Here is a 22,753-nt window from a genome sequence, read left to right as displayed (position 1 = left end):
ACGCCGCCGAACAAATTTTGAGAAAAGCCCCGTACCGGGAAACCGGTACGGGGCTTTTCTGCGTTTCCGGGGCAATGAAGGCGCTGCTCACGCAGGCTGGAGCAGATCCCAGCGGTTGCCGTAGAGGTCTTGGAAAACCGCCACCGATCCGTACGCCTCATGGCGCGGCTCCTCCAGGAAACGGACGCCGGCCGCGGTCATTCGGGCGTGGTCGGCGGCGAAGTCCTCGGTGTAGAGGAAGAAACCGACCCGGCCGCCCGTCTGCGCGCCGATGCTCGCGCGTTCGGCGTCGTTCTTGGCGCGAGCCAGCAGCAGCGACGCCGTGCCGCTGCCGCGCGGGCGGACCACCACCCAGCGGGAACCTTCCCCGCGGTCGGTGTCCTCGACGAGTTCGAAGCCGAGGGCGTCGGTGTAGAAGGCGATGGCCTCGTCGTAGTCGCGGACGACGAGCGTGATCAGGGCGATATGGGACATGAGGCCGAGGTTATACGTATGACTGGCAAGGTGCCAATCCGTCCCAGGACCGCCCGTCGGCGCCCCCGCCGCCCTCGCTCCACACCCCCGCGCGACAATCCCCCCATGGAAACCACCGCCCTGACCCGTCTCGTCGAGCGTGCCCGCCTGCTCGCCGTCCCCGGCGAACGGCGCGTCCTGGGCATCACAGGCGCGCCCGGCGCCGGGAAGTCCACCCTGGCCGAGCGGCTGGTGGAGCGGCTCGACGGGAAGGCCGTGCTCGTCCCGATGGACGGCTTCCACCTCGCCCAGGCCGAACTCGTCCGTCTCGGACGCGCCGACCGCAAGGGCGCCCCGGACACCTTCGACGCCGCCGGCTACACCGCGCTCCTCGCCCGGCTGCGGGCGCCCGAGCCCGGCGCGGTGGTGTACGCGCCGGCCTTCGACCGCACCCTGGAGGAGCCGGTCGCCGGGAGCATCCCGGTCGGCCCGGCCGTCCCGCTCGTAGTCACCGAAGGGAACTACCTCCTCCACGACCAGGGCGGTTGGGCACCGGTCAGGTCGCTCCTCGACGAGGTCTGGTTCCTGGAGATCGACGCCGAGGAGCGGGTGCGCAGGCTCGTCGAGCGCCATGTGCGGTACGGGAAGGCCCGCCCGTACGCCGAACGGTGGGTCAGGGGGTCCGACGAGGTCAACGCGCGCGTGGTGGCAGGTGGCCGGGACCGAGCGGATCTTGTCGTCAGCGAGATCGGGGCTAGGTAGGCTCGGCCTCACCGGGCGTGGGAACGGCGTAGGGATCTACCGCGGGGCTACCGTGTGACCCGTGTGACGGAAGGCAGCTGACGTGGGGATATTCCGACGGGGGCCGAGACGGGACCGGAGCGACACACCCCGGGACGCCGAGTTCGGCTATTTCTCGACCGACGAGGGCTCGCGCTTCCGTGCCCGGGTGCGTGAGGCCTTTGCCGAGCAGGGGCTTGAGGTGACCGTCTACGCGGACTCCGTGAAGGACAGCGGCGGTCGCCGGTTCGGTCTGGGCAATCTCGCCGCGGTCTGCCACAACGACCGCCGTGGGCCTCGTGTGTGGCCGGAACTGATTCGCCGCCATGTCGGCATGGTGTTGCGCACCATGGACGGCCCCTCCGCCCTGGACACCCTGCCGCCCGAGCAGATCCGCGCCCAGCTCTACCCCCGGGTGATCAGTGAGGCGGGCCTCGACCCGCAGACCTTCAGCTACGCGCGCGGTGTCGCACCGGGCCTCTACGAGATCCTCGCCCTGGATCTTCCGGAGAGCGTCATGATGCTCACCGACGAGGCGCTGGAGCCCCTCGGCCGCCTGCCCGACCTGCGCGCCCAGGCCCTGGACAACCTCAGACAGCTGCCCGTCGAGTCGCACGAGACCGTCAAGGGCGGGGACGGCATGCGCTTCGAGGTGGTCGTCGGAGACTCGTTCTACACGGCCAGCCGGGTGCTCGCCCTGGACGCCCTGGTGCCGCAGCTCACCGGGCGGGGGCTGACGCCGGACGGGGCGCTGGTCGCCATGCCGTTCCGGCACCAACTGGCGTTCCACGTGATCCGCGACTCCGGAATGATCCCGGCGCTCAACGCCATGGCGTCCTTCGCCGCGTCCGGCTTCGAGGACACGCCGGGAGCGATCAGCCCGTTCGTCTACTGGTGGCGCGATGGCATCCTCACCCAGCTCAGCGACCGCGAGGACGAGGGCGACGGGCTGCGGATCGTCGTCGGCGACGACTTCCAGGAGCTTTTGGAGCGGCTGGTCGGGGACAGCCAGGAGGGCGGCTGACCGGCGCTCGGGGCAGCATCGTTTCCGCGGATTCCCGATCGCGTGCCGACCGGCGTACGGGCAGGATGGGCCCATGTCTCTCACGCCGCCGCCCGCGCCCTTCACCGCCGACGACTACCGGGCCAGGATGGCCCGCGCCGCCCAGTCCGCCGCCGACGCCGGGCTGGCCGGGCTCCTCGTCGCACCCGGGCCCGACCTGGTCTACCTGACCGGCTATCAGCCGGTGCTCACCGAGCGGCTGACGATGCTGGTGCTGGCGGCCGGGCAGGAGCCGGTCCTGGTCGTGCCGAAGCTGGAGGCGCCGGACGCCGAGCACGCCGCCGGGGCCGCCGCCCTGACCCTGCGGGACTGGACCGACGGCACCGACCCGTACGGTGTGACGGCGCCCCTGCTGGACGTGGCCGGCCGGTTCGGCGTGAGCGACAACGCCTGGGCGATGCATCTGCTCGGCCTCCAGGAGAAGCTCCCCGGAACGTCCTACGTGGCCCTCACACAGGCGCTGCCGATGCTCCGGGCGGTCAAGGACGCGCACGAGCTGGCGCGCCTGGAGGCGGCCGGTGCGGCCGCGGACGAGGCCTACGGGGAAATCCTCAAGGTCCCCTTCGCCGGGCGCGGCGAGACGGAGGTGGCGGCCGATCTGGCCTCGCTGCTCCTCCAGTTCGGCCACTCACAGGTGGACTTCACCGTCGTGGGGTCAGGCCCCAACGGCGCCAACCCGCACCACGAGGCAGGCGAGCGGACCATCGAGCACGGCGACATGGTCGTCCTCGACTTCGGCGGCCTCAAGCACGGCTACGGATCGGACACCACTCGTACCGTCCACGTCGGCGAGCCCACCGCGGAGGAGCAGCGCGTCCACGACGTCGTACGGGCGGCGCAGCGGGCCGGGTGCGAGGCGGTGCGGCCCGGGGCGGCGTGTCAGGACGTCGACCGGGCGGCGCGCGCGGTGATCGAAGAGGCGGGATACGGCGAGTACTTCATCCACCGCACCGGCCACGGCATCGGCGTCACCACCCATGAGCCGCCCTACATGATCGAGGGCGAGGAGCAGCCACTGGTGCCGGGCATGTGCTTCTCCGTGGAGCCGGGGATCTATCTGCCGGGCCGGTTCGGCGTACGGATCGAGGACATCGTGACGGTCACCGAGAACGGCGGGCGCAGCTTCAACAACACCGCCCGCGAGATGGCGATCGTCGACTAGACGACAGGTCGACAAGCCGTCGGCAGATCAGGCGCTCGTGGGGCCGAGGACCGCGCACGACTCGGGCGGCAGATGGAACGCGCCGTCCGGTTGGGGCGGTCGCACCGGCTCCCAGGCCGCCAGCACCTGGCAGTTGTTGCGGCCCAGCGGGATCATGGCGGGCTCTTTGCCGAGATTGACCACGGTCCTCAGATCGCCGCGCCGGAACATGAGCCAGCGCGCTTCCTCGTCGTGGACGACCTTGACCGCGGCGATGTCCGGGTCGGTGAGGTCGGGGCGGGTGCGGCGCAGCGCGATCAGCTGCCGGTGCCAGGCGAGCACGCGCGCGTGGTGGCCCTTCGCCGGCTCGTCCCAGTCCAGACAGGAGCGCGCCCGGGTGGCCGGGTCCTGCGGGTCGGGGATGTCCTCCTCGGCCCACCCGTGCGCCGCGAACTCCCGCCGCCTGCCGGTGCGTACGGCCTCGGCGAGCTCGGGGTCGGGGTGGTCGGTGAAGTACTGCCAGGGCGTGCGGGCGCCCCACTCCTCGCCCATGAAGAGCATCGGGGTGTACGGGCCGGTCAGCACCAGCGCGGCGGCGCAGGCGAGCAGGCCGGGGGAGAGTGTCGCGGAGAGCCGGTCCCCCAGAGCCCTGTTGCCGATCTGGTCGTGGGTCTGGGCGTAGCCGAGGAAGCGGTGGGCGGGGGTGCGGGAGCGGTCGACACGCCGTCCGTGGGTGCGGCCCCGGAAGCTCGAATAGGTGCCGTCGTGGAAGAAGACCCGGGTGAGGGTCTTGGCCAGGGCGGCGATGGGGGCGCGCGCGAAGTCGGCGTAGTAGCCCTGGGACTCGCCGGTGAGCGCGGTGTGCAGGGCGTGGTGGAAGTCGTCGTTCCACTGGGCGTGCAGCCCGAGGCCGCCCGACGCGCGCGGGGCGGTGGTGCGCGGGTCGCACTGGTCGGATTCCGCGATCAGGAAGAGCGGGCGGCCCAGTTGGACGGAGAGCACGTCGACGGCGGTGGAGAGCTCTTCGAGGAACGGCAGCGCGCGCGTGTCGGCCAGCGCGTGCACGGCGTCCAGGCGCAGCCCGTCGAGCCGGTAGTCGCTCAGCCAGGCGAGCGCGCTCTCCAGGAAGTACGCGCGCACCTCGTCGGACCCCGGCGCGTCCAGGTTGACGGCGGCGCCCCACGGGGTGTGGTGGGTGTCGGTGAAGTAGGGGCCGAAGGCGGGGAGCTGGTTGCCGGAGGGGCCGAGGTGGTTGTGGACGACATCGAGGACGACTCCGAGGCCATGGGCGTGCGCGGCGTCGACAAATCGTTTCAGCCCCTCGGGGCCGCCGTACGGCTCGTGCACGGCCCACGGGGCCACCCCGTCGTACCCCCAGCCGTGCCGGCCCGGGAACGGGCACACCGGCATCAGCTCGACATGCGTCACCCCCAGTTCCGCCAAATGGGCGAGGCGGGCCGCCGCGGCGTCGAAGGTGCCCTCGTCGGTACAGGTGCCGATGTGCAGCTCGTACAGGACCGCGCCGGACAGTCTGCGGCCCGCCCAGGGGTGCTGCCAGGGGAAGTCGTCGTGCACGACGACGGCGCTGAGGCCCTCGGGCCCGTCCGGCTGGCGGCGCGAGCGCGGGTCGGGCAGCGGGCGGCCGCCGTTCACCACGTACCCGTAGCGGTCGCCGTCCTGGGCCCCCGCCTCGGTCAGCCACCATCCGGTCCGCACCGGGTGCGGCTCCATGTCGTGGGTCGTGCCCTCCAGCTGGAGGGCGACCCGGTCCGCCTGCGGTGCCCACACCTCGAACAACATTCTTGATACCTCCCGTTGCCCGCGTACCGTCAAACCGTGGAACCGGCGCCTTCGTCCGCGGAAGGCGGGATCAAGGTCTGGAGGTTGTGGTTACTCGCCATTAAGGTCCCGGTCCATGACCCTGCCGCCGTTCCCGCACGGCTTCCTCTGGGGAGCCTCCGCCTCAGCCTTCCAGACCGAGGGAGCCGCCGCAGCCGAGGGCAAGGGACCCTCCGGCTGGGACGCCTTCGCCGCCGAGCCCGGCCGCATCAAGGACGGCGCCGACGCGTCCCGCGGCACCGGCTTCCACGCCCGCTACCGCGAGGACGTCGCCCTGCTCGCCGGGCTCGGCGCCGGGGCCTTCCGCTTCTCCGTCAGCTGGCCGCGTGTCGTCCCGGGCGGCAGCGGCCCGGTCAACCAGGCCGGGCTCGACTTCTACGACCGGCTCGTGGACGAGCTGTGCGCCCACGGCATCACCCCGGCGCCGACCCTCTACCACTGGGACACCCCGCTGGAGCTGGAGGAGGCGGGCGGCTGGCTCGAGCGGGACACCGCCCACCGGTTCGCCGACTACGCGCGCGTGGTGGCCGAGCGGCTCGCCGACCGCGTCCCCATGTGGATCACCGTCAACGAGCCGGCCGAGGTGACGCTGCTCGGCTACGCGCTCGGTGAGCACGCCCCCGGCAAGAAGCTGCTCTTCGACGCCCTCCCGGCCGCCCACCACCAGCTGCTCGCCCACGGCCTGGCCGTCGGGGCGCTGCGGGCGGCGGGCGCCCGCAACATCGGCCTCGCGGTGTCGCACACGCCCGTGTGGCCGGCGGGCGAGAGCGAGGAGGACCGTTTCGCCGCGGACCTCTACGACACCATCGCCAACTGGCTGTTCGCCGACCCCGTGCTCACCGGCCGCTACCCCGACGAGAACTTCGCCGCCCTGATGCCGGGCCCGGTCGCGGACGACCTCGCCGTCATCTCCGCCCCGCTCGACTGGTACGGGGTGAACTACTACAACCCCACGCGCGTGGGCGCGCCCGCACCCGAGGCCGTCGACTCCTTCGCCGGGTTCGCGATGCCCGCCGAACTCCCCTTCGGGATCAGGGAGATCGAGGGGTACGAGACCACCGCCTTCGGCTGGCCGGTCGTCCCGGACGGGCTGCGCGAGATGCTGCTTCTTCTGAAGGCGCGGTACGGCGACCGGCTGCCGCCGGTGTACATCACCGAGAACGGCTGCTCCTACGACGGTCTGGAGGACGCCGGCCGCATCCGCTACCTGGACGGCCATCTGCGCGCCCTGCACCGCGCCATGGCCGAAGGCGTGGACGTACGCGGCTACTTCGTCTGGTCCCTCACCGACAACATCGAGTGGATCGAGGGCGCCGCACAGCGCTTCGGCCTGGTCCACGTGGACTACCCGACGCTGCGGCGCACCCCGAAGGACTCCTACCGGTGGTACCGCGAGGTGATCCGGGCCCAGCGCGCCGGCGGGTGAGCGAGGCTTTGTCCGGCCCGGGGCCCGCCGGGCGCGCCCGGAGAGACGTGGGGGCTCAGCCGTCGCCCGGCCAGACCATGTTGATCGCGCACCCGAACGTCACGTACCCCGCGCGCGCGAAGGCCTTCGCCATCGGCACGTTGCCGAGGTCCGTCGCGGCGCGGATGTGCGGGACGCCCTGCGCGGCCAGGACGCGCGTGCCCTCGGCCAGGATGTCGTCGATGTAGCCGTGGCCCCGGTGGACGGGCAGGACGCCGATGTACGCGATGATCGGGTGGTAGTTGTTGCGCGCGGGGATGACGAAGCCCACCGGGCCGCCGCCGTCCGGTAGTTCGGCGATCCGCCACCACTCCCGGGGCGTCCGGTAGGTCTCGAACTCCTCCTCGTACATCAGCTCCGCCGACGCGCGCGGTGTCATCGTCAGCAGCTCCGTACGGCTGTGCTCGTCGAGCGTGCCCTCCAGGACCAGGGTCATCAGCGAGAGCAGTTCCTCGCGGTCGGTCGCCGGGCGGAACACCAGCCGCGTGGACGGGGCGGGCACCGGCGTCCCCGTACGCCACTCCAGGCGCAGCCGCTCGACCAGCACCTGCGCACCGGTCTCGGCCAGGATGTCCATCCGGGTGTCGACGACCTCGCGCGCGTGGGGGTCCTCGCGCCAGTCGCCGGGCGTGTAGCGGCCGTACTCCGGGCGCGGGGCGCCCGCCGGGATGACGGCGGCCGTCGCCCTCTCCAGGAGCTCCACCCCGACGGCGTGGCGCTCGGCGGGCGGCAGGGAGTCGTCGACGTCGAGGAAGTCGAGGAGGTACGGGGTCTCGTGGCCCGGCGGGGCCCACCAGGAGAGCCGGGCCAGCACCCGGTCCCCGCGCAGCGCCACCCACATCCAGGAGGGCAGTCGGCGGCCGGTGGCCAGGTCGTCCTCGACCTCGTGGTCGAGTACGTAGGAGAGCTGCTGGAAGAGCCCGAGTTCCCCGGGCCCGGCGAGCGGACGGAAGGTGATGTCCGACGCGGATGTCGTCAAGGGGGTCCCCTCATCGGCTGAAACGGTCGCCAGACCGTAGCAATCCGCCGCCGCCACCCGCCAAGGGGTTTTCCGCGCAGGTCAGAGGGGTGGAACGGGGGACGAGCACACCGTGCGGCCCTGCTGGACACGCCGAGCCCGTCGGCCCGACAATCTCTGCTGTGACGTCGTCCTTCCAGTTCAACACGTATCCCGCTCCGGCCCGGCTGTCGGACGCCGAGCGCGACCGTGTGCTCGACGTGCTCAGAGAGGGCGCCGCGCAGGGAAAGCTGTCACACGACACGTTCCTGCGCCGTATGGAACTCGCCCTGTCCGCACGCCGGTCCGACGAACTGGCCGCGCTCACCGCCGACCTGGACACCCAGAGCCGCTGGTCCAAGGCGCTCTACGGGGCCGTGAGCCGGGTGTCCGGGTTCAGTGTGGCGATGCGTCGGGCGTGGCAGTCCGAACGGCTGCCGAAGCTGCTGTTCCCCGTGCCGGGGCCCTACCCGCTGCGGATCGGCCGCGATCCGCACAACGGGCTGCGACTGAGCCACGAGACGGTCTCCCGGGTGCACGCCGAGCTGACCCACCAGTCCGGCGTGTGGGTGCTGCGCGACCTCGGCTCCACCAACGGCACCAGCGTCAACGGGCGCCGGGTGACCGGGGCCGTGGTCGTCAACGACGGCGACCAGGTCAGCTTCGGCCGGATGAGCTTCCGGCTCGCCACGCACTGACCTGGGCGAACACCCCTGCCGGGCCCGTTGTCAGAGGTGCCCCTCATCATGGCGGTATGAACGACGACCAGCAGCCGCGTGTGCGGCCCGCCCACCCGTCCGACCTGCCGCGTCTGGCCGAACTCGCCGCGGAGCACGCGGCGTACGAGAAGGCCGCGCCGCCGGCGCCCGATCTCGCGGAGCGGCTTGCAGCCGTGCTGTTCGGTCAGGAGCGCCCCCGGGCGCGCTGCTTCGTCGCCGAGATACCGGGCGGCGAGGTCGTCGGATACGCGACCTGTGCCCCCGAGTTCTCCACCTGGCAGGCGCGCGAGTTCCTGCACCTGGACTGCCTCTTCCTGCGCGACGGCCACCGGGGCCTGGGCCTCGGCGCGCTGCTGGTCGACGCCGTGACCGCCGAGGCCAGGGAGCTCGGGATGGCCCATGTGCAGTGGCAGACACCGGTGTGGAACGAGGGGGCGCGGCGGTTCTACGAGCGCATGGGCGCCAGGAGCAGCGAGAAGCTGCGCTTCGTGCTGCCCGTCACCCCGCAGCGCGCCTCCGACTAGCTCCCCCCGGCCGCACCGCGGTACGGATGGCCGCCGCCGGGGTCGGGGTCGTCGCTGCGAGGGCGTGTCACCCGTACGGCCGAACGCCGATCGCGGCCGCGAGGTAGCGGTGGTCGGCTGAGGACAACCGCGCCACCAGGGCGCCGACCGGGGAGGACACCGTATGCCCCGCGACCCCGGCGCACCGATACCGACGAAGCCGTACGTGGGCGGCCTCGCGCCCGGGGTACCCGCCGCCCCCTCACTCCTCGGCCCGGGGGCCGCCCGCGACCGGTACGGCTTCTATCGGCTGCTGCGCGAGTCGTACCCCCTGGTGTGGGACGAGCGCGTCCAGGCGTGGCTGGTCAGCCGGTACGGGGATGTGGCCGCCGCGTTGGGCGACCCGGAGCTCGTCCGGGCCCGCCGGGGGCCGTGCTGCTGGCCCGGCGAGGTGCGGTGCGAGGGGCCCCGGCACCAGGGGGACGACGAGGCGTTCGGCGTCCTGCGGGAGGTGTCCGAGCGCACTGCCTACGTGCTCGCCAGGCGGCTCGCCCAGCGTGAAGTCTGCGACCTCGCCGAGGAGTTCTGCCGCTGGCTGCCCCTCGGGACGGCCGCCACCGCACTGGGGCTGTCCTGCGCGGAGCTGACACGCGGCAGCCGCGCCGGGGGCCGCCGGGCGGGCCCCGCCGCGTCCTTGGCCGTGCTGTGCGCCGATCGGTCCGCCCTGATCGGCAAAGCGCTCGCCTCCCTTCTCGCCAATCTCCTCGACCGTCCGGACGAGTGGGCGGCCGCAGGGGCCGCGCCGGGTGCCCTGAGAGCCGCCTGGGGCGAGTCCCTGCGCAGGAACCCGCCTCTTCATGTCGTGCTGCGGCGGGCGCGCGGGGACGCGCGCCTGGCCGACGGCACCGTTCCGGCGGGCGCCGCCGTCGCCCTGCTCGTCGGGGCCGCGAGCCGCGACCCCGACCGGTTCGCCGCCCCGGACCGGTTCGACCCGCGCCGCGCCGCTCCGGCCCAGCTCGCGTTCGGCCCGCCCGACTGCCCGGCCGCGCGCGTGGCCGAGCTCCAGGCGGAGTGCGCGGTGCGCGCGCTGGCCGAGGCCATGCCGGAACTCCGGTGGGCCGACGGGTTCCGGCCCACCGAGACGGGGCTGCTCACCCGCGCGCCGCGGACCCTTCTCGTGCGACCCGCCTGAGCAGCGCGACCGGCCGGTCGGCGAACAGATCGCTCAGCTTCACCGAGCCCTCCCACTCCCGGGCGGAACGGGAGTGGGAGGCGCGGTCGGATCCCCTCGTGCTCAGGACATCGACCCAGGACCCCTCCGGCAGCGCCAGCTCCGTCGGGCCCCAGCCGCCCGACTCGGCCAGCCGCAGCGAGAGCCGGGTCACCGCCGTCACCACTTCGCCGCAACGGGAGAACGCGAGGCAGTGGTCGGCGGCCGGGCCACTGGCGGTCAGCGGCTCGTATGTACTCAACTCCCCGAACACCTCGGGAAGTTCCCGCCGCAGCCGAAGAGCTGCCACGGAAAGCTCGCCCTTCTCGTCGAGGGGCGTGTCCGGACCGGTCGCCGGGAAGTCCACCGGCCGGCGGTTGTCGGGGTCGACCAGCGTGAGGCACTCCGACTCCGTGCCCTGGTACACATCCGGCACGCCGGGCATCGTCAGATGCAGCAGCGCGGCGCCCAGCACATTGACGCGCGTGGCCGACGCCACGCTTGCGCAGAACGCCGCGACCTCCGTCGCGAGCGCCTCGGCGGGGCCCGGCGCCGTGACGTCGGTCAACGCCCGGGTGAACGCGGTCAGCGCCCGCTCGTACGCCGGGTCCTGTTCGGTCCAGGTGGTGTGCAGGCCCGCCTCGCGGGCGGCCTTGAGCAGGGCGCCGCCCAGCCTCTCCTCGGTGAGACCGGTCCCGGACAGGCCGACCGCCGTCTGCCAGGCCGTCCAGGCCAGCTGCGGATCGGGCGCGGCGGCCGCGGAGAGCCGGTCGAGCAGGGCGCGCCACCGCCCCGGGCACTCGGACAGCACGGCGATCCGGGCCCGTACGTCCGCGCTGCGCTTGGTGTCGTGCGTGGACAGGGCCGTCCCGGTCGTGGGCCAGTCGCGGGCGATACGCGTGCAGTACGCGTGGAACTCCGCCGGATCCACCGCGGGTCGCCCAGGTTCGCCGCCTACCTCGTTGGCGGAGAGCAGGGCTACATATCGATAAAACGCCGTGTCTTCGAGTGACTTCGCCCGCAGAGCCGACGACGTCTGAGCGAAGCGAGCCTGGAACGCGGTCAGTTCGGGCATCGCCTCGGCGTCGTACGCGCGCCTTCCCGTCCCGTACCGGCCCAGCACCAAGCCCCGTACGGCATCGACCGCCGCGGCCTCCTCCGGCACCGCGAACGCCTCCCGCGCCCCCCGTGCCATCTCCGCAGTCAGCACCTCCTCCGCGTCGCTCCCGTACGGCCGGTACACCGGCATCCGGACCAGCAGCTCGCGCAGAGCCAGCCGCAGCGCCCACGGGGCGTGGTCGCGCAGTTCCGGGGTGCGGGCGCACAGCCGCGACGCCGCACGCGTCAGGCGGTCCACCTCGGCGGCCAGGTCATGGGTGACCACCTCGTACGCGGCGCGGCGCGCGGTCGGCTCCCAGTGCCCGCCCCGGTCGCCGTCCTGAGCTGTGAACTCCCGGTAGTGCCCCAGAAGTTCCCGATGGCCGGACCGATCGACGAACAGGCCGTCGATCCGGTGGAGGGCGTCGTAGCCGGTCGTCCCGGCGACCGCCCAGCCGGACGGCAGCGCCTCGGTGCGGGCGAGGATCTTCTCCACCACCGTCCAGGCGCCCCCGGTCGCCGCGCTCAGTCGCCGCAGATACGTTTCCGGGTCCGCCAGTCCGTCCGGGTGGTCCACCCGCAGCCCGTCCACCACCCCGTCGCGGACCAGCTCCAGCACCTTGGCATGGGTGGCGGCGAAGACGCCCTCGTCCTCCACCCGGACACCGATGAGGTCCGAGATGGTGAAGAAACGGCGGTAGTTGAGTTCGGTGCGGGCCAGGCGCCACCAGCCGAGCCGGTACCACTGGGCGTCCAGCAGCTCGGGCAGGGACAGCCCCTCCGTACCGGCGCGCAACGGGAACTCATGCGCCTCCCCGTACGCCAGTACACCCCTTTCCCGGTCCACCGTCAGCCGGCCCAGCTCGCCCCCGACCGGCCCGGCGAGGACCGGCAGCAGCACCTTGCCGCCGTTCGCCGTCCAGTCGATGTCGAACCAGGTGGCGTACGGCGAGTCGGGGCCCTCGCGCAGCACCTCCCACAGCTGCCGGTTGTGGCGCGGCGCCGCCGCCATGTGGTTCGGGACGATGTCGAGCACCAGGCCGAGCCCGGCCGACCGTGCGGTGCGCGCCAGCCGCCGCAGTCCGTCCTCGCCGCCGAGCTCCTCGCGTACGCGCGCGTGGTCGACGACGTCATAGCCGTGCGTCGACCCCGGCACCGCCTCCAGGACCGGCGACAGATGCAGATGCGACACCCCGAGCGAGGCCAGGTACGGCACGGCCCGCTCGGCGGCACGGAAGGGGAAGTCCGGCTGGAGCTGCAGCCGGTAGGTCGCAGTCGGTGTCATGCGAACGTACGTACCCCGCAACGCGGCTTCTGTGCCTTCGGCCCATGCGTCCGCACCCGTCTGCCGCGTTAGCTTCGCCCGATGTCCGGAGCTCTGCACACCTATCGCAAGGTCATCGCCCTCACCGGGCCGCTGCTCCCCGTCGTCTCGTTCCTCGGGCGGCTGCCGACGGCCATGTGCCAGCTGGGCAGTGTGCTCCTGGTCGCGCAGACCAGCGGCAGCCTGGCCACCGCCGGGCTCGCGGGCGGGGCGCTCGCCCTCGGGCAGACCGCCTCGGGCCCGCTCTTGGGGCGCGCAGCGGACCGCCACGGGCAACGGGGCGTGGTCCTGGTGGCGGCGCTCGCCAACGCCGCCGCCGTCACCGCCCTCGTACTGGCCGCACTCGCCCACACCGGCACGGGCCTGCTCGCGCTCCTCGGGGCGCTCGCGGGGGCCAGCGTGCCGCAGGTCGGGCCGCTGGCCCGGAGCCGGACCGTGTCCCTGGCGCGGCGAGCCGGAGCCGACGAGCGGACCGTGGCGGCGGCGTTCTCCTTCGAAGGCACCCTCGACGAGGTGTCGTTCGTGCTCGGCCCGGCCCTCGTGGGGCTCGCCGCCGCGCTCGCCCACCCGGCGGTCGCGCTGCTCGGCGCGGCCGGGCTGCTCGCCGTCTGCGGCACCGCGTTCGCCCTGCACCCGACCGCCGGGCAGGTGGTCGTGGAGGAGCGCGTCGAGGGGCCGCGCGCCCGGCTGCCGGGGGCGGTGTACGCGCTGCGCGTCGCCATGGTGCTCCAGGGGGCCATGTTCGGCGCCTCCCAGGCGGGCATCACCGCCCTCACCGACCGGCTCGGGCAGCCGTCGCAGACCGGGCTCGTGTACGCCGCGATGGGCGTGATGAGCGCGGCGGCGGGCCTCGCCATGGTCGCCGTACCGGAGAGGCTCGCGCTACGCGCACGTTGGCGGATCGCCACCGCCGCCCTGGTGGTGCTCAGCGTGCCGCTGCTCTTCGTCGGATCGCTGGGAACTCTCTACGCGGCCGTGGTCGTTCTCGGTGTGGCCTACGCCCCGCATCTGATCACCCTCTTCGGCCTGACCGAGCGGCTCGTCCCCGCTGCTCGGCTCGCCGAGTCCATGGCGTTCCTGACCAGCGGGATCGTCGGAGGGCAGGCGCTCGCCCTGGCGCTCTCGGGGCGGCTGGCCCAGGACCACGGGCCGGTGGCGGCCTTCGCGGTCATGGTGGTCTCGGCGGCCCTGTGCGCCGCCCTGTCGTGGTCCGTACGGGGCCTGGCCGGCCCCGTACGGCCGAGGGAGCCCCTGGCTCCGCTCCCGCTCAGGCCGGGCGCCGCAGCACCGTCAGACTCCGCCCCACCAGGGTGACGCGCTCACCCGCCGTCACCTTGGCGCCCTCGCCGGGCGGCACGCCCTCCCGGCGGCCGGTGTCGACCACCACCTGCCACTGCCTGCCGTGGTTGACCGGCACCAGGAAGTCGATGGTCTCCGCGCTCGCGTTGAACATCAGCAGAAAGGAGTCGTCCGCGATGCGTTCCCCGCGCGGCCCGGGCTCCGAGATCGCGTTGCCGTTGAGGAAGACGGTGAGCGCCTTGGCGCTCGCCGACTGCCAGTCCTGCTGGGTCATCTCTTCACCCTCAGGGGTGAACCAGGCGATGTCCGACAGCTCGTCGTGGGTGCCCTCCACGGGCCGGCCGTGGAAGAAGCGGCGGCGCCGGAACACCGGGTGGTCGCGCCGCAGCCACACCATCGTCCGGGTGAAGGCGAGCAGCGTCCCCTCCGGGTCGCTGCCCGGCTCGGGCCACCGCACCCAGCTCAGCTCGTTGTCCTGGCAGTAGGCGTTGTTGTTGCCGTGCTGGGTGCGGGCGAACTCGTCGCCGTGGCTGAGCATCGGCACGCCCTGCGACAGCATCAGGGTGGCGATGAAGTTGCGCATCTGGCGCTCGCGCAGCTCCAGCACCCCGGTGTCCTCGGTGTCGCCCTCGACCCCGCAGTTCCAGGACCGGTTGTGGCTCTCGCCGTCCCGGTTGCCCTCCTTGTTGGCCTCGTTGTGCTTCTCGTTGTAGGCGACGAGGTCGTGCAGGGTGAAGCCGTCGTGGCAGGTGTGGAAGTTGATGGAGGCCAGCGGGCGCCGGCCGTCGTCCTGGTAGAGGTCGGATGAGCCGGTGAGGCGCCCGGCGAACTCGGCGAGCGTACGCGGCTCGCCCCGCCACAGGTCCCGTACGGTGTCGCGGTACTTGCCGTTCCACTCGGTCCACAGTGGCGGGAAGTTGCCCACCTGGTAGCCGCCCTCGCCGACGTCCCAGGGCTCCGCGATCAGCTTCACCTGGCTCACCACCGGGTCCTGCTGGACCAGGTCGAAGAAGGACGACAGCCGGTCCACGTCGTGGAACTGCCGGGCCAGCGTCGCCGCCAGGTCGAAGCGGAAGCCGTCCACGTGCATCTCGGTCACCCAGTACCGCAGCGAGTCCATGATCAGCTGGAGGACGTGCGGCGAGCGCATCAGGAGGGAGTTCCCGGTGCCGGTGGTGTCCTCGTAGTAGCGCGGATCGTCGGCGAGCCGGTAGTACTGCGCGTTGTCCAGGCCCCGGAAGGAGAGCGTGGGGCCCAGGTGGTTGCCCTCGGCCGTGTGGTTGTAGACCACGTCCAGGATGACCTCGATACCGGCCTCGTGCAGCGCCCGTACCGCCTGCTTGAACTCCAGGACCTGCTGCCCCCGGTCGCCCCAGGAGGCGTAGGCGTTGTGCGGGGCGAAGAATCCGATCGTGTTGTAACCCCAGTAGTTGGACATGCCCTCGTCCGCGAGCCGGTGGTCGTTGACGAACTGGTGGACCGGCATCAACTCCAGAGCCGTCACCCCCAGTTCCGTCAGATGGCCGATGACGGCGGGGTGCGCCAGCGCGGCATAGGTGCCGCGCATCTCCGGGGGCAGCTCCGGATGGAGCATCGTCAGGCCCTTCACATGGGCCTCGTACAGCACCGTGCGGTGGTACTCGGTGCGCGGCGGGCGGTCGTCGCCCCAGTCGAAGTACGGGTTGACCACGACCGACGTCATGGTGTGCGGCGCCGAGTCCATGTCGTTGCGGGCCTCGGGGCGGCCGAAGTAGTAGCCGTACACCGCCTCGCCCCAGTCGATGCTGCCGCTGATCGCGCGCGCGTAGGGGTCGAGGAGCAGCTTCGCCGAGTTGCAGCGGTGCCCGTTCTGCGGCTCGTACGGGCCGTGCACACGGAAGCCGTAGCGCTGGCCCGGCATCACTCCGGGCAGATAGGCGTGGCGCACGAAAGCGTCGCTCTCGCGCAGTTCCACCGCCGTCTCGGATCCGTCGTCGTGCAGAAGGCACAACTCGATCCGGCGGGCGGCCTCCGAGAAGACCGCGAAATTGGTCCCGGCGCCGTCGTACGTGGCGCCGAGTGGGTACGCCTGTCCCGGCCACACCTGCATGGGCAAGACTCTTCCACTTCTCATCCGGGTACTGAGGGGCACTTGACGCAGATCCTCCCGGAAAAGAAGTCCGTCCCCTAGGACGCCGGAGTGCTCCGGAGGGTGATCCGAACAGCGGTTACCCCGGTAGGGCGGCCGGTACCCGGGACGATCCGGACTGCCTGTACGGCCGGATCCGGCCACTCTCCGGAGCCGCTGGGGGCCCCGGTGCAGGTGGGGCGGTTATGAATCAGGTCACTCCCCACGAACGCGTGAAGCGGAACGGATCACGTCAACAAGGAAGTTGGGAAACAGCCTCTCCATCCGGCTGCACCGCCTCCTGCTCGCGGAGTACTCTTCCTTGATCGTTGGAGGGGGACCGGAAGGCGGTGCGCGGGTGAGCTCGGGAGGGCTGGAGCTGCCCCCTGGTGACACGGGTCACGAGGGGGAGTCCGGCGACATCCCGCCCGGCGCGGTGTCCGTGGCGCGTCCGGTGGAGATCGGTGCGGAACTCGACTGGGGCGCGGACGCCTGGAGCGAGGTGCGCACCCGCGCCCAGCGGGCCGGGCGGGCCTACATCTGGCTGAACCTGGTGGAGCAGCGACTGCGGGCCGTGGTGGCGGCCGTGCTGCGCCCCATCTACGAGCCGGTGCACGGCGACGACTGGGTGGTCGCGGCGGCGGGCCCGGCCGGGCAGGAGTGGGTGCAGCGGGCCGTCGCCGTACGCGAGGTCTCGCGCCGCAAGGGCTATCTGCTCGACCCGGCCGACGACAACGTCCTGAGCTTCCTCACCCTGCCCCAGCTGCGTGAGCTGATGGTGCAGCACTGGCCGTGCTTCGAGCCGTACGTGGACGACCGGCGCGACGTCGAACTCGCGCTGGACGAGCTGGAGGTCGCGCGGAACGTGGTCTCGCGCAACCGCGCCCTCAACGAGGCCGTACTGGCCCAGGCGGAGCGTGCCTCGGCCCGGCTGCTCGACGTGCTGGGCGGCGGCGCGGGCGCGCCCGCCGCACACCGGCTGCCCATCGACGCCGTCGAGGACCTGGTGGGGGACCGTTACGCGGACGTGGTCTCGGTCCACCCCGACCGGGTGCGGCTGCAACGCCAGCTCCCGGCCGAGGACCTGTTCAGCCACGCCCGCCGGCTCGACGCGATAGGCATCGGCCTCAATCTGCTGGTCCAGAACTACTCGGGGCGCCGGCTGGTGCGCCTGGCCGAGTCGGGCTGCCGCGTCCGGCTGCTCTTCCTGAACCCGGCGAGCAGCGCGGTCAAGCGGCGCGAGCGCGAACTGGGGCTGAAGAAGGGCGAGCTGAGCCGGTCGGTCGAGATGAACATCCTGCATATGCGGCGGGTGCGGGCGCGGCTGCGCGACCCCGGCGCCTTCGAGATCCAGGTGTTCGACGAGACCCCCCGCTTCACGGCGTACCTGGTCGACGGGGACGGCAGCGACGGCCTCGCGGTCGTCCAGTCGTATCTGCGCAGGGCGCGCGGGATGGAGGCGCCGGTGCTGGTGTTGCGCGGGGGCGCGCGGCGGGATGTCGTACGCCCCGACCAGGACGCCGAACACGGACTTTTCGAGACATACCGCGAGGAGTTCGAGTCGGTGTGGGCCGACTCGCGGCCCGTCTCCTGACCGGCGGCCGGGCCGGGCGGACCCCGTTGTCAGTGGTGCGTGCGAGGCTGTTCGTCACTGGGGGAGAGCACCAAAAGGGAGGGCCAAGATGGGGTGGCACCGCGAACCGCTGGTCGGATTCGACCTGGAGACGACCGGAACGGATCCGCTGGAGGCACGGATCGTGTCCGCCGCGATCGTCGGCGTCAAGGGCGGGGAGGCGGTCCGGCAGCGCAACTGGCTGGCGGACCCGGGCATCCTGATCCCGGCGCAGGCCTCGGCGATCCACGGCATCAGCAACGAGCGGGCGGCGTCGGAAGGCCGCCCGGTGCGTGAGGTCGCCGACGAGATAGCGGAGACGATCACGGGCTACTGGACGCAGGGCGTGCCGGTGGTGGCCTACAACGCGGCCTTCGACCTCACGCTCCTGGCGGCCGAACTGCGCCGGCACGGACTGCCGTCGCTCACCGACCGACTGGCGGGCGCGGCCCTGGGCCCGGTCGTCGACCCGTACACGATCGACCGTGCGGTGGACCGCTACCGCAAGGGCAAGCGGACGCTGGAGGCGGTGTGCGTGGAGTACGGAGTGGTGCTCGACGGCGCCCATGAGGCGGGCGCGGACGCGCTGGCGGCGGTGCGGGTCGCTGTGGCGATAGCCGACCGCCACCCGCAGGTCGCCCGGCTGCTTCCGGTGGAACTGCACGAGCAGCAGATCGAGTGGTATGCGGAGTGGGCGGCCGACTTCCAGCGCTTCCTGCGCCGCAAGGGCACCCCGGACGCGATAGTCGACGCGGCCTGGCCGCTGCGGGAACTGGCCCCGGTCCAGGGCTGACGGCCGACGGTCCCGGACCGCCGCTCCCGGGCAGCCCGCCGAGGGCGGACGGCCAGGCGCGCCCAGCGGTCCCGGGGGCCGGGCCCGGCTCGGGATGCGGTGGTTCGGAACGCATGCCAGCGCTCCCGGACCCAGTCCGGCTCGGGGCACGGCGGCCAGACCCGGCTCGGGGTGCAGCCGTTCAGAACGGGTACCAGCGGACCTCGGGATCTCCGTCCCGCAGCGAGGTCACCCGGCGGCGGAACTCGTCGAGTGCCTTGGGGTTGGCCGGTGCGTGCTGGGCGACCCAGGCGCAGCTGGCCGTCTCCCGGGCGCCGCGCAGCACCGCGCACCCGTCCCACTCCCGCACATCCCATCCGTACGCCTCGGTGAACGCGTCGTACTGCTCGTCCGGCAGCCCGTACCGGTCCCGGGAGAGGGCCATGACCACCAGGTCGTGCTCCCGGAAGTCGGCGGAGACCGTCTCCAGGTCGACCAGGACCGGGCCTTCGGGGCCCACATGGACGTTGCGCGGCAGCGCGTCGCCGTGGATGGGGCCCGGCGTGAGGTGGGGGGTGAGGGCGGCGGCCGCGTCGGCGAAGCCGTCCCGGCGGGCGCGGAGATAGGCCGCGTCGGCGGGGTCGATCGCGTCCCCGGCCAGCAGCAGCCAGCGCTCCACACCGCCGAGCAGATCGCGGCCGGGCAGGGTGAACGCCGGGGCGGGCAGGGCGTGGACGAGCCGCAGCAGCTCGGCCAGGTCGCGCGGGCCCGCGGGGCGGACGGCGGCGGGCAGCCGGTGCCAGAGCGTCACCGGGTGCCCGGCCACCAGCCGGGGCGCGGGCTCGGCCGCCCGCACCGCCGGAACGCCGCACTCGGCGAGCCAGCCCGCGATGGCCACCTCGCGTTCGGCACGCGCCAGCAGTTCGGGGTGGCGGGCCGCGTCGCGGCCGACCTTGACAACGAGGTCGCCCACCGCGAAGACGGCGTTCTCGCCGAGGGCGAGCAGTTCGGCGGGGGCGCCGGAGGGGCCGGTCGTGCCCGCGGTGCCCGCTGTCGCCGTGGGGGAAGCCGCCGCGGTGAGCCCCGCCGCGGCCAGTACCTCGCGCGCCCGTGTCTCGTCCACTGTTCACTCCCGGTGATCGTTCCGTACCGGGCAAGTCTCGCATTCGCGCAGGTCGTCTTGGTGAGGAGGCAGGTCGTCTTGACGAACCGACGGGCCGTCAGCACGATGACGGGGGTCATTCGGCAATCCCGGCAAAGGGGTCGAGCAATGACATTGGCCAGCGTAACGGCGCGGTCGGGGAGACGTTCACGTGGCCGCCCCGGCAAGCTCCCGGATCACGGGGCCTGGTTCCTGGTGCTGCCCGCGCTGATCCCGATCCTGGTGCTCAGCGTGGGACCGCTGCTCTACGGCATCGCCCTGGCCTTCACCGACTCCCAGGCGGGCCGCACCGCGCCCACCCAGTGGACCGGGCTGCTCAACTTCCGGGACCTGCTGCACGACACCCTGTTCTGGGAGTCGTTCCGAATCGGGCTGCTCTGGGCGGTCGGGGTCACCGTGCCGCAGTTCCTGCTCGCGCTCGGACTCGCCCTGCTGCTCGACCAGGACCTCCGGCTGCGGTGGCTGGCGCGGGCGCTCGCGATCATCCCCTGGGCGATGCCCGAGGTCGTCGTGGGCATCATGTGGCGGCTCGTCTACCACCCGGACGCGGGCATCCTCAACGAGACGATCGGCGACCTCGGGCTCGGTGACGGCCGGGACTGGCTGACCGGACTGGGCACCGCGCTGCCCGCCGTGATCGTCGTCGGCGTCTGGGCGGGCCTGCCGCAGACGACGGTGGCCCTGCTCGCCGGGCTCCAGAGCACCCCGCGCGAGCTGCACGAGGCCGCGGCGATGGACGGCGCCGGCGCCTGGCGCCGCTTCCGCACGGTGACCTGGCCCGCGCTCCGGCCCGTGGCACTGGCGATCACCGCGCTGAACTTCATCTGGAACTTCAACTCCTTCGCCCTGGTCTATGTGCTGACCAACGGCGGCCCCGGCGGCAAGACCCGGCTGCCCATGCTCTTCGCGTACGAAGAGGCCTTCCGGTACGGCCAGTTCGGGTACGCGGCGGCGATGGGGTGTGTGATGGTCGCGGTGATCTCGGTGTTCCTCGCGTTCCACCTGGTGGCACGGCTGGGTGGGGGTGAGGACCGATGAGGTCCCGTACGCACCCGTGGGGGCGCGCCGGTCAGTATGTGGCGCTGCTCGGCTATCTGGTGTTCCTGGCGTTCCCGTTCCTGTGGCTGCTCTCCACGGCCTTCAAGCCGGCCCGCGAGCTCGGTTCGCTGCATCCGACCTGGATCCCGCACCACCCCACCCTGGACAACTTCCGGCAGGCCTTCGACGAGCAGCCACTGCTGCGGGCGGGGCTCAACAGCCTGGTCGCGGCCCTCTCAGCCGCGTTGATCGCCGTGGTGGTGGCGACCCCGATGGCGTATGTGATGGCGCGCAGACGCGGCAGGGCGGCGACGGCGGCGACCGGCTGGGTGGTGGTCAGCCAGGCCTTCCCCTTCGTCCTGCTGATCATTCCGCTCTTCCTCGTCCTCAAGAGCCTCCACCTCGTCAACTCGGTGGCGGGGCTGGTGATGGTGTACGTGGTGTGGTCGCTGCCCTTCGCGCTGTGGATGCTCGTCGGGTACGTCCGCGCGGTGCCCCTGGAGCTGGAGGAGGCCGCGGCCGTCGACGGGGCGGGGCGGCTGCGGACACTGGTCTCGGTCACCGCGCCGCTGCTGGCCCCCGGCATCGTGGCCACCGCGCTGTTCGCCTTCATCACCGCGTGGAACGAATTCTTCTTCGCGCTCGTTCTTCTGAAAACACCGGAGAAACAGACCCTGCCGGTGGTCCTCACCCACTTCCTCGGGGCGGAGGGGGCCGCCGACCTCGGCCCGCTCGCGGCGGCGGCCTTCCTCGCCACCCTGCCGTCGCTCGCCGTCTTCGCCGTCATCCAGCGGCGGATCACCAGCGGGATGCTCGCCGGGGCGGTGAAGAGCTGATGCGCGCACGTCTGTGGACGCTCGTCGGGACCGTGCTCGTCCTGCTGCTCGCCACCCTCACCGGCTGCTCGGACAGCGGCTCGGCCGGCGATGGGAAGGTCCGGCTCCGCTTCCAGTCGCTGGCCTGGCAGAAGGAGTCGGTGGCGGCCACCAGACAGCTGGTGAAGGAGTGGAACGCGGCACACCCGGGGGTCCAGGTCCAGTACGTACAGGGCAGTTGGGACACCGTCCACGACCAGCTGCTCACCGCGTTCGAGGGCGGCGAGGCGCCGGACGTCATCCATGACGCCTCCGACGACCTCGCGGACTTCGCCTACGGCGGCTACCTCGCCGATCTGCGCCCCCTGCTGCCCGCCGGGCTCAAGGAGGACATCCCCGGCCGGAGCTGGGAGACGACGACCTTCGGGAAGGGGGTGTACGGAGTGCCGTTCCTCCAGGAGCCGAGGGTCCTGATGGCCAACACGAAGATCCTCAAGGCGTCCGGGGTGCGGGTGCCCACGCCCGAACGGCCCTGGACCTGGCAGGAGTTCCGGCAGGTGGCCAAGAAGCTGACCGGCAAGGGGAGGTACGGGATCGCCTGGCCGTTCAGGGAGCCCGTGTCGATCACGCTCAACCTGGGTCTTTCCGCCGGTGGCCGGCTGTTCCACCGGGAGGCGGACGGCAAGGTGCGGGTGGCGTTCGAGGAGGGCGACGCGGCCGTCCCCACGGTCGTCCACGACCAGGTGAACATCGACGGGAGCGCCGCGCGGACCACGCTCGGCATGGGCGGGTCCGACACCCTGCCCGGTTTCTTCGGCGGGAGGTACGCGATGGCCGCGCTCGGCTTCTCGTACCGCCAGCAGATCGTGCAGCAGGCGCCGAAGGGGTTCGAGTGGGCCGTGCTTCCCGCCCCGGCCGGGAGTGCGGGGCTCGCGCAGGGGGTCAGTCCGCAGACGCTCTCGGTGGCCGAGGACAGCCCGCACAAGAAGGAGGCGGCCGAGTTCATCGGCTTCCTGCTCGCTCCGCACAACATGGTCCGGCTCGCGCGGGGCGACTGGATGCTGCCGACCGGGACGGCCGCGCTGAAGGACCCGGCCCTGCACACCGAGCGGTACGGCTGGGCGACGGGCGCGGCGCTCGCGGGGGCGTTGCGGTCGGCCCCAGCCCAGTCGGTGCGGGGGTACCCGGAGTGGAAGGACAAGGTCGCGACGCCCGCGCTCCAGCAGTACTACAGCGGCGCGATCGAGATAGCCGAGCTGCGAAAACGCCTGGTCAAGGACGGGAATCGGGTGCTGGCCCGGTATCAGCGCTGAGTCGGGAGGAAACAAGGGCGCCAAACTCATTGCACGAGACGTC

Annotated in this window: 19 protein-coding genes; 13 read left to right on the top strand and 6 right to left on the bottom strand. The window is 72.4% G+C overall.

Translation table 11 applies throughout. The features are described 5' to 3' along the window. Positions 1-87: 87 nt before the first annotated feature. A complete protein-coding gene (locus ABD236_RS30725) occupies positions 88-474 on the bottom strand; it encodes a VOC family protein (protein ID WP_344079369.1) in 387 nt (128 codons plus the stop codon). Positions 475-579: 105 nt separating this feature from the next. Here ABD236_RS30725 and ABD236_RS30720 point away from each other — a divergent pair, with 105 nt between their 5' ends. The 3 genes from ABD236_RS30720 to ABD236_RS30710 all read left to right on the top strand — a co-directional run bounded on the left by ABD236_RS30720 (position 580) and on the right by ABD236_RS30710 (position 3,458). Beyond that, entirely contained in the window at positions 580-1,215 is a 636-nt protein-coding gene (locus tag ABD236_RS30720) for a nucleoside/nucleotide kinase family protein (RefSeq protein WP_344079367.1), read from the top strand. An 82-nt stretch (positions 1,216-1,297) separates the two neighbouring features. Next, a complete protein-coding gene (locus ABD236_RS30715; protein WP_344079365.1) occupies positions 1,298-2,257 on the top strand; it encodes a DUF1444 domain-containing protein in 960 nt (319 codons plus the stop codon). A gap of 73 nt (positions 2,258-2,330) precedes the next feature. Beyond that, positions 2,331-3,458 carry a M24 family metallopeptidase gene (locus tag ABD236_RS30710; protein WP_344079363.1) on the top strand — a complete coding sequence of 376 codons (1,128 nt, stop codon included), beginning with the start codon at positions 2,331-2,333 and terminating at the stop codon, positions 3,456-3,458. Between the two features lie 27 nt (positions 3,459-3,485). On the opposite strand, the gene treZ is transcribed toward ABD236_RS30710, so the two are convergent. After that, positions 3,486-5,237: a malto-oligosyltrehalose trehalohydrolase gene (gene treZ, locus ABD236_RS30705; RefSeq protein WP_344079361.1), complete on the bottom strand. Its 1,752-nt coding sequence runs from the start codon at positions 5,235-5,237 to the stop codon at positions 3,486-3,488. A gap of 115 nt (positions 5,238-5,352) precedes the next feature. Here treZ and ABD236_RS30700 point away from each other — a divergent pair, with 115 nt between their 5' ends. After that, positions 5,353-6,702 carry a GH1 family beta-glucosidase gene (locus ABD236_RS30700; RefSeq protein WP_344079359.1) on the top strand — a complete coding sequence of 450 codons (1,350 nt, stop codon included), beginning with the start codon at positions 5,353-5,355 and terminating at the stop codon, positions 6,700-6,702. Between the two features lie 55 nt (positions 6,703-6,757). Here ABD236_RS30700 and ABD236_RS30695 read toward each other — a convergent pair whose 3' ends face one another. Beyond that, a complete protein-coding gene (locus tag ABD236_RS30695) occupies positions 6,758-7,720 on the bottom strand; it encodes a GNAT family N-acetyltransferase (protein WP_344079358.1) in 963 nt (320 codons plus the stop codon). Between the two features lie 161 nt (positions 7,721-7,881). Here ABD236_RS30695 and ABD236_RS30690 point away from each other — a divergent pair, with 161 nt between their 5' ends. The 3 genes from ABD236_RS30690 (at position 7,882) to ABD236_RS30680 (ending at position 10,152) form a co-directional block, all read left to right on the top strand. Continuing rightward, positions 7,882-8,436: an FHA domain-containing protein gene (locus ABD236_RS30690; protein ID WP_344079356.1), complete on the top strand. Its 555-nt coding sequence runs from the start codon at positions 7,882-7,884 to the stop codon at positions 8,434-8,436. A gap of 56 nt (positions 8,437-8,492) precedes the next feature. After that, positions 8,493-8,981 (top strand): GNAT family N-acetyltransferase, encoded by a 489-nt coding sequence (locus ABD236_RS30685; RefSeq protein ID WP_344079354.1) that lies wholly within the window; start codon positions 8,493-8,495, stop codon positions 8,979-8,981. A 163-nt stretch (positions 8,982-9,144) separates the two neighbouring features. Beyond that, a complete protein-coding gene (locus ABD236_RS30680; RefSeq protein WP_344079352.1) occupies positions 9,145-10,152 on the top strand; it encodes a cytochrome P450 in 1,008 nt (335 codons plus the stop codon). Here the strand turns inward: ABD236_RS30680 and treY are convergent. Then, the gene (gene treY, locus ABD236_RS30675; protein WP_344079350.1) at positions 10,112-12,553 is read right to left on the bottom strand and encodes a malto-oligosyltrehalose synthase; all 2,442 of its coding nucleotides are present in this window, start codon (positions 12,551-12,553) and stop codon (positions 10,112-10,114) included. The two genes, ABD236_RS30680 and treY, sit on opposite strands and share 41 nt — an antisense overlap. A gap of 81 nt (positions 12,554-12,634) precedes the next feature. On the opposite strand from treY, the gene ABD236_RS30670 reads away from it, so the two are divergent. After that, positions 12,635-13,906, top strand: a complete 1,272-nt coding sequence (locus tag ABD236_RS30670; RefSeq protein ID WP_344079348.1) for an MFS transporter — start codon at positions 12,635-12,637, stop codon at positions 13,904-13,906. On the opposite strand, the gene glgX is transcribed toward ABD236_RS30670, so the two are convergent. Continuing rightward, positions 13,860-15,980: a glycogen debranching protein GlgX gene (glgX, locus tag ABD236_RS30665; protein ID WP_344079346.1), complete on the bottom strand. Its 2,121-nt coding sequence runs from the start codon at positions 15,978-15,980 to the stop codon at positions 13,860-13,862. The two genes, ABD236_RS30670 and glgX, sit on opposite strands and share 47 nt — an antisense overlap. Positions 15,981-16,356: 376 nt before the next feature. Here glgX and ABD236_RS30660 point away from each other — a divergent pair, with 376 nt between their 5' ends. Next, positions 16,357-17,592, top strand: coding sequence for an SAV2148 family HEPN domain-containing protein (locus tag ABD236_RS30660; protein WP_344079343.1), 1,236 nt, complete (start codon positions 16,357-16,359; stop codon positions 17,590-17,592). Positions 17,593-17,680: 88 nt separating this feature from the next. Next, positions 17,681-18,403 carry a 3'-5' exonuclease gene (locus tag ABD236_RS30655; RefSeq protein ID WP_344079341.1) on the top strand — a complete coding sequence of 241 codons (723 nt, stop codon included), beginning with the start codon at positions 17,681-17,683 and terminating at the stop codon, positions 18,401-18,403. Positions 18,404-18,584: 181 nt separating this feature from the next. Here the strand turns inward: ABD236_RS30655 and ABD236_RS30650 are convergent, their stop codons facing one another. Continuing rightward, on the bottom strand, positions 18,585-19,505 hold the full coding sequence (locus tag ABD236_RS30650; RefSeq protein WP_344079339.1) for a phosphotransferase enzyme family protein: 921 nt from the start codon (positions 19,503-19,505) through the stop codon (positions 18,585-18,587). A gap of 147 nt (positions 19,506-19,652) precedes the next feature. Here ABD236_RS30650 and ABD236_RS30645 point away from each other — a divergent pair, with 147 nt between their 5' ends. Genes ABD236_RS30645 through ABD236_RS30635 form a run of 3 tightly spaced genes read left to right on the top strand, consistent with a single transcriptional unit; the run spans position 19,653 to position 22,710 of the window. Further along, a complete protein-coding gene (locus ABD236_RS30645; protein ID WP_344079337.1) occupies positions 19,653-20,582 on the top strand; it encodes a carbohydrate ABC transporter permease in 930 nt (309 codons plus the stop codon). Next, positions 20,579-21,418 carry a carbohydrate ABC transporter permease gene (locus ABD236_RS30640; protein WP_344079335.1) on the top strand — a complete coding sequence of 280 codons (840 nt, stop codon included), beginning with the start codon at positions 20,579-20,581 and terminating at the stop codon, positions 21,416-21,418. Before ABD236_RS30645 ends, ABD236_RS30640 begins: the two co-directional genes overlap by 4 nt. After that, the gene (locus ABD236_RS30635; RefSeq protein ID WP_344079332.1) at positions 21,418-22,710 is read left to right on the top strand and encodes an ABC transporter substrate-binding protein; all 1,293 of its coding nucleotides are present in this window, start codon (positions 21,418-21,420) and stop codon (positions 22,708-22,710) included. The genes ABD236_RS30640 and ABD236_RS30635 overlap by 1 nt, the downstream gene beginning before the upstream one ends. The last annotated feature ends 43 nt before the right edge of the window (positions 22,711-22,753 follow it).

It is taken from the genome of Streptomyces crystallinus (assembly GCF_039521265.1).
Lineage (GTDB): Bacteria > Actinomycetota > Actinomycetes > Streptomycetales > Streptomycetaceae > Streptomyces > Streptomyces crystallinus.
Note: the sequence above shows the minus strand (reverse complement) of the source record. Positions and strands in the feature narration are given on the sequence as shown.

Excerpts from the sequence above, each read along its gene's own strand:
- ABD236_RS30725 (WP_344079369.1), bottom strand. The coding sequence starts at position 474 with ATGTCCCATATCGCCCTGATCACGCTCGTCGTCCGCGACTACGACGAG.
- ABD236_RS30720 (WP_344079367.1), top strand. The coding sequence starts at position 580 with ATGGAAACCACCGCCCTGACCCGTCTCGTCGAGCGTGCCCGCCTGCTC.
- ABD236_RS30710 (WP_344079363.1), top strand. The coding sequence starts at position 2,331 with ATGTCTCTCACGCCGCCGCCCGCGCCCTTCACCGCCGACGACTACCGG.
- treZ (WP_344079361.1), bottom strand. The coding sequence starts at position 5,237 with ATGTTGTTCGAGGTGTGGGCACCGCAGGCGGACCGGGTCGCCCTCCAG.
- ABD236_RS30700 (WP_344079359.1), top strand. The coding sequence starts at position 5,353 with ATGACCCTGCCGCCGTTCCCGCACGGCTTCCTCTGGGGAGCCTCCGCC.
- ABD236_RS30685 (WP_344079354.1), top strand. The coding sequence starts at position 8,493 with ATGAACGACGACCAGCAGCCGCGTGTGCGGCCCGCCCACCCGTCCGAC.
- ABD236_RS30680 (WP_344079352.1), top strand. The coding sequence starts at position 9,145 with ATGCCCCGCGACCCCGGCGCACCGATACCGACGAAGCCGTACGTGGGC.
- treY (WP_344079350.1), bottom strand. The coding sequence starts at position 12,553 with ATGACACCGACTGCGACCTACCGGCTGCAGCTCCAGCCGGACTTCCCC.
- ABD236_RS30670 (WP_344079348.1), top strand. The coding sequence starts at position 12,635 with ATGTCCGGAGCTCTGCACACCTATCGCAAGGTCATCGCCCTCACCGGG.
- glgX (WP_344079346.1), bottom strand. The coding sequence starts at position 15,980 with ATGCAGGTGTGGCCGGGACAGGCGTACCCACTCGGCGCCACGTACGAC.
- ABD236_RS30655 (WP_344079341.1), top strand. The coding sequence starts at position 17,681 with ATGGGGTGGCACCGCGAACCGCTGGTCGGATTCGACCTGGAGACGACC.
- ABD236_RS30645 (WP_344079337.1), top strand. The coding sequence starts at position 19,653 with ATGACATTGGCCAGCGTAACGGCGCGGTCGGGGAGACGTTCACGTGGC.
- ABD236_RS30640 (WP_344079335.1), top strand. The coding sequence starts at position 20,579 with ATGAGGTCCCGTACGCACCCGTGGGGGCGCGCCGGTCAGTATGTGGCG.
- ABD236_RS30635 (WP_344079332.1), top strand. The coding sequence starts at position 21,418 with ATGCGCGCACGTCTGTGGACGCTCGTCGGGACCGTGCTCGTCCTGCTG.